Source organism: Acidimicrobiales bacterium (assembly GCA_036399815.1).
Taxonomy (GTDB): domain Bacteria; phylum Actinomycetota; class Acidimicrobiia; order Acidimicrobiales; family DASWMK01; genus DASWMK01.
The window spans coordinates 1-6,051 of the sequence record DASWMK010000076.1; the positions used below are offsets into that span (position 1 = coordinate 1).

General features: G+C 76.9%; 4 protein-coding genes. All 4 read left to right on the forward strand.

Features of this window, described 5'->3' with window-relative positions:
• Nucleotides 1–2,288 (forward strand): SpoIIE family protein phosphatase (locus tag VGB14_05695; protein ID HEX9992403.1); only part of this gene is annotated, 2,288 nt, incomplete at its 5' end.
• Between the two features lie 137 nt (nucleotides 2,289–2,425).
• The gene (locus VGB14_05700) at nucleotides 2,426–5,074 is read left to right on the forward strand and encodes an FtsX-like permease family protein (GenBank protein ID HEX9992404.1); all 2,649 of its coding nucleotides are present in this window, start codon (nucleotides 2,426–2,428) and stop codon (nucleotides 5,072–5,074) included.
• Complete coding sequence (locus VGB14_05705) at nucleotides 5,067–5,756, forward strand: ATP-binding cassette domain-containing protein (GenBank protein HEX9992405.1); 690 nt, start codon at nucleotides 5,067–5,069, stop codon at nucleotides 5,754–5,756. The genes VGB14_05700 and VGB14_05705 overlap by 8 nt, the downstream gene beginning before the upstream one ends.
• Nucleotides 5,753–6,051, forward strand: a 299-nt coding sequence (locus VGB14_05710) for an ATP-binding cassette domain-containing protein (protein ID HEX9992406.1), incomplete at its 3' end; no start/stop codon positions are given. The genes VGB14_05705 and VGB14_05710, both read left to right, overlap by 4 nt.

Sequence of the window (6,051 nt, forward strand, 5' to 3'; positions counted from 1 at the left end):
CCGAGGCCAGGGCGGCGCGGCTGGCCGCCGACCAGCACCGGGTCGCGCTCGGCCGGCTCCGCGACGTCGCCGCCCGCGTGGCCGCGGCGCCCCGGCTGGCCGAGGTCGCGTCGGTCGCCGTGGCCGCCGCCCGGGGGGCGACCGGGGCCGACGGCGGCGGCCTGTGGCTGGCCCGCCCGGCGGACGGCGTCGCCGAGCGCCTCGCCGTCGACGGCCTCGCCGACACCGCGGTCGCCGCCAACGACCTCGCCGCCGACGGGCTCGCCGACACGGGCGTCGCCGAGCGCCTCGCCGCCGACGGGCTCGCCGACACCGGCGTCGCCGACCACCTCGCCGCCGACGGGCTCGCCGACACCGCCGCCGCCGAGCGGCTCGCCGCCGACGGCCTCGCCGACGGCGCCGTCGCCGCCCTCGGCCGCATCGCGCTCGACGCCCGCCTGCCCGTGCCCGTCGCCATCGCCACCGGAGAGCCGGTGTGGCTGACGTCGCCCCAGGAGCGGGCCGCCCGCTTCCCCGCCCTCGCCGAGCGCGGCGTGCACCACGCCGCGCTGGCGGTGGTGCCGCTCGTCGCCGAGGGCGTCGTGCTCGGCGCCCTGGCCGCCTACTTCGCCGAGCCGCGGGCCTTCCACGACGAGGACCGGGCCCTCGTCACCGGCATCGCCTCGGTGACGGCGTCGGCCCTCGCCCGGGCCCTCGCCCTGCAGGCGTCCGAGGCCACCTCCGCCCTCCTGGCCACCGCCATGGCGACGGCGCCGGTGGGCTTCGGGTTCTTCGACCGGGACCGCCGCTTCGTGCGGGTCAACAGCCGCCTCGAGGAGATCAACGGCCGGTCCGAGGCCGAGCACGTGGGCCGCACGGTCGACGAGGTCATCCCCGCGCTGGCCGGCGTGGCCGGGCCGGCCGTCGAGCACGTGCTGGCCACCGGCGAGCCCGTGCTCGGCGTGGAGCTGCGGGGGTCGACCGCCGCCCACCCCGAGGAGGAGCGGTTCTGGATCGACGACTTCTACCCGGTGCGGGGCGAGGGCGGCGAGGTGCTCGGCGTCGGCGTGGTCGTGCGGGACGTCACCGAGGCCAGGGCGGCCTCCGCCCGGCTCACGATCCTGGCCGAGGCGACCGCCGCGCTCACCGAGTCGCTCGACACCCGGGAGGTGGCGGCCCGGCTGGCCGGCCTGGTCGTCGAGCACGTGGCCGACCTGTCGACCGTGCTCGTGCCCGAGGAGGGGATGCTGCGGCGCATCGTCGCCCGCCACCGCGACCCGGCCGTCGACCTCGGCCCGCTGCTCGACCTCGCCCCGGTGCCGATCGAGTCCGACGCCGAGGCGTCGATCGCCTACCGCTCGGGCCGGCCGGTGCTGGCCAGCGGCGCCGGGCGGTGGGTCGACGTGCTGCCCGACCCGCAGGTGGCGGACGAGGTGCGGGCCCTCGGCCTGCGCTCGGCGCTCGCCGTCCCCCTCGCCACGCCGCGGGCGACGTTCGGCGTGCTGTCGATGGCGACGACCGGCCGGCTCCTCGGCGACGAGGACGTCGCCCTGGCCGTGGACCTCGCCACGAGGGCGGCGGTGGCCTTCGAGAACGCCACCCGCTACGAGCGCGAGCACACGGTCGCCGAGGCCCTCCAGCGGGCCGTGCTCCCCGAGCGGCTCCCGGTGGTGCCCGGCCTCGCCCTGGCCGGGTGCTACGAGCCGGCCACCGAGTCGGCAGCGGTGGGGGGCGACTGGTACGACGTGGTGCCCCTCCCCGACGGGCGGGTGGCGCTCGTCGTCGGCGACATCGGCGGGCACGGGCTGCGGGCGGCGGCCGCCATGGGCCAGCTCCGCAACGCCGTGCACGCCTGGCTGCTGGCCGGGCTGTCCCCGGCCGAGGCCCTCGCCCTCGGCGAGCCCCTGCTCGGCGGGGACACCTTCGCCACCCTCGCCATCACCGTCGCCGACCCGGCGTCGGGCGCGCTCTCCACGGTGTCGGCCGGCCATCCGCCGCCCGTCCTCGTGGCCGACGGCGACGCCCGCCTGCTGGCCGGCGCGCTGAACCCCCCGGTCGGCGCGGGCGCCACCGAGTTCGTCGCCCAGGACGACCACCTGCCGCCCGGCGGCATGCTCGTGCTGTACACCGACGGGCTCGTCGAGGTCAGGGGCGAGGACCTCACCGACGGGCTGGCCCGGCTCACCGGCGCCGTCGCCGCCCTCGGCGACGAGGAGCCGGACATGGTCTGCCAGAAGCTGCTCCGCGGGGTGCGCCTCGCCGGGGGCGACGACGTGTGCGTGCTCGTCACCCGCCGGGACGGCGAGTAGGCGGGCGGCCGCCGGGAGCGCCCACCGCGAAGGGGCGAGGGCCGGGTGGAACCGCAGCCGGTCCGACGGTGTAGGTGCGCCGACGGCCGGTCCTCGGAGGGGGGACCGCCGCCCGCGACCGAGCAAGGGAGGCGAACGTGTCGCAAGGTCGGGCCCGGGGCTCCTCGGCCCTCCGCACCGCACCGTGGACCCGCGCGCCGCTGCTGCTGCTGCGCCAGCCGGCCGTGCTGGCCGCCGTGGCCGGCGGCCTGATGGTCCTCGGGGCGGCGATCGCCGCGCCGCCGCTGTTCCTGTCGTCGGGCGGCAACCGGGCGCTGGCCGACCAGGTCGCCGAGCGCTGCCAGTGGACGACCGGCGGCACCATGAACTTCCAGGGCTACTTCCCGAACCTCGAGGAGCCGGTCCGGCAGGCCACCGACCGCATCGACCACGTCGGCGACCGGGTGCTCACGCTGCTCACGCCGGCCGTGGACCTGGCCAGGGACGAGACCGCCACCGCCCAGGAGTCGGTCGGCGCCCAGGTCGCCTTCCGGTCCCACGCCCTCGAGCACGTCGAGGTGGTGGAGGGCGACGCGCCGGCGCCGGGCGAGGACCCCGAGGGCGTCTGGATCACCGACACGACGGCCGGCCAGCTCGGCCTCCACCCCGGCGACCCGTTCGTCGTCCGGTGGTCGGGGCAGAGCGCGCCGCTCACCGTCACCGGCGTGTACCACGACCTGGCCGAGGAGGAGCTCGAGCCGTACTGGTGCTCGCAGCGCCAGATCCTCCAGCCGGCCGGCGGCATCGGCGACCGCCCGCCGCCCGTCGTCCTCACCGATCGTCAGACGTGGGTCGACATGGTCGGCGCCGTGGACCTGGCCGGCGAGGCGACCTGGGAGCTGCCCCTCGAGCCCGACGGGCTCACCGTCGACCAGGCCGAGCACGTGGTCGACGAGCTCCAGGCCGTGCCCCGCCAGGTGGCGACGGCGGTCGGCATCGCCGAGGAGGACCAGGCCTTCTTCCCCGAGATGCTCAGCACCCTGCCGTTCGTGGCCACCCGGTCGAACGCCATCATCACCGCCCTCCGCGGCGCCGTGGAGCCGGTGGCCGTGGCCGGCGTGCTCACGGCCTCCGTGCTGGTGCTGGCGGCCGGGACGTACTGGGTGGACCGCCGCCGCACCGAGGTCGTCATGCTGGCGGCGCGGGGAGTGGGCGGCGCGGCGATCGGCGTGAAGGCGGCGCTCGAGATGCTGCTGCCGGCCGTCGTCGGGGTGGCCGCCGGGTGGGGCCTCGCCCTCGTCGTCGTCAAGCTGCTCGGGCCGACCACGCTCGTCGACCGCCCGGCCGTGGGCGACTCCCTCCGGCGCACGGCGGTGGCGCTCGTGGTCGGCGTCGTCCTCCTCGGCGTGGTCGCCGGCCTGCGGGCGAGGAACCTGTCGACCCGGCCGGTGGGGGCCAGGGCGTCGTGGCGGGGCAAGGTGCCGTGGGAGCTCGGCGTGCTGGCCCTGGCCGCCTGGTCCTACCGCCGCATCGGCATCGAGGGCGTCCCCGTCGCCCGCGGCGCCGACGTGCCCCGAATCGACCTGCTGGCCCTCGCCTTCCCGCTGCTGTTCGTCGTCGGCACCGTCGCCCTCGCCGGCCGGGTGCTCGTGTTCGTCCTCGGCCGCCTCCGCCGCCGCGGCACCTCATGGCCGGACTGGCTCTACCTCGCCGCCCGGCGCCTCGGCAGCGCGCCGCGGGTGGCCGTGATCCTGGTGGCGGCGTCGGCCATGGCCGTCGGCGTCCTCGTCTACGCGGCCGCGCTCACCCGGTCCCTCCAGACCACGCTCGCCGCGAAGGCCAGGGTGGCCGTCGGCGGCGACGCCGCCGTCAACCTGAACGGCGACCAGCCCGTGCCCGAGGCGCTGGCCGGGTCGGCGACCAAGGTGTGGCGGCTCAAGCAGGGCGACGACGTCGACGTGATCGGCGTCGACCCGACGACGTTCCCGGACGGCGCCTTCTGGGACGCCAGCTTCTCCGGCGCCTCGCTCGGGTCGCTGCTCGACCGGCTGGCCCCGGTCGACCCGGCCAGCGGCCAGCCGGTGCCGGCCATCGTGGCCGGAGGGGCGCTGCCCGAGGGGTCGGTCGTCGGCTTCCGGGACCGCACCCTTCCCGACCTCCAGATCGACCGGGTGGCCGACGTCGACGTGTTCCCGGGCATGAGCCCGGCCCGCCCGCTCGTCGTGGTCGACCAGCGCAGCCTGGCCGCCTTCGGCGCCACCCCGAGCATCGAGCTGTGGTTCAGGGGCGACCCGGACGACTTCTTCGCCGAGCTCGACCGGGCCGGCGTGCAGGTGCGGTTCACGTACTCCACGTCGGCGGTGGCCGACCAGTCCTCGTTCGCCACGGTGTCGTGGGCGTTCGGGTTCATGCAGTCCCTCGGCGTGATCGCCGGGCTGATCACCGTGGGCGGCCTGCTGCTCTACCTCGACACCCGCCAGCGGTCCCGCAAGGTCTCGTACGCGTTCCTGCGCCGGATGGGGCTGTCGCGGCGGGCCCACCGCTGGTCGCTGCTGGTCGAGCTGTTGACCACGCTCGTGGTCGGCTCGGTGATCGGCGGCGTGCTCGCCTGCCTGGCCGCCTGGATGGTCTACGGGAAGGTCGACCCGCTGCCCCAGGTGCCGCCCGTGCCGCTGCTGCGGCTGCCCTACCTCGTGCTGGCGGCCGTGCTGGCCGCCACCCTGTTCGTGGCCTGGCTCGGGGCGCGCGCCGCCCAGGGCTCGGCCGACCGGACCAACGCCGCGGAGGTGCTGCGCCTTGGTGCCTGACCCGAACGACGCCGCCTCCTGCCGGGGGGTGACCAAGGTGTACGTGACGGCCACCGGCGACGTGAGCGCGCTGGCCGCCGTCGACGCCCGCTTCCCGACCGGCCGGCTGAGCACGATCGTCGGGCCGTCGGGCGCCGGGAAGTCGTCGCTGCTGCGCATCCTCGCCCTCATGGACCAGCCCGACGAGGGCGAGGTCCGCATCGGCGACGTGCAGGTCGACGGCCTCGGCCAGCGGGCCAGGCGGGGGCTCCGGCGGCGCATCATCGGCTACGTGTTCCAGAACCCGGCCGACAACCTCCTGCCCTACCTGACCGTGCAGGAGCACGTGACGATGGCCGCCCGCCTGCGGGGGCTGCGGCGGGCGGAGGACGGCGACACCCTGCTCCACGCCCTCGGCCTGGAGCACCGCCTGGACCACCGGCCGGTCCAGCTGTCGGGCGGCGAGCAGCAGCGGCTGGCCTTCGCCACCGCCGCCGTCGGCCGGCCCCAGCTGATCCTCGCCGACGAGCCGACCGCCGAGCTGGACGTCGAGTCCGGCCGCCGGCTGCTCCAGGCCATCCTCGACCTCCGCGACCTCGGGGTGACCGTCGTCGTGACCTCGCACGACCCGAACGTGATGGGCGTGGCCGACCACCAGGTGCGCCTGGAGCACGGCCACACGGCGGCGAGGGCGCTGGCGTGAGCGGGCCGCCCGTGCTCGTCGTCGACGAGGTGTCGAAGTCCTACCGGCGGGCGGCCGAGGAGGTCGCCGCCCTGCGCAAGGTGTCGTTCCTGCTGGAGCCGGGCGAGATGGTCGCCGTCGTCGGGCCGTCCGGCTCGGGCAAGACCACCCTGCTGAACCTGGTGTGCGGCTGGGAGCGCCCCGACGACGGCGAGCTGCGGTGGGGCGACGGCTTCCCCGGCGACGACCCGGCCGACTTCGGCTGGGCCCACCTCGCCATCGTCCCCCAGGCCCTCGGCCTCGCCGAGGACCTGTC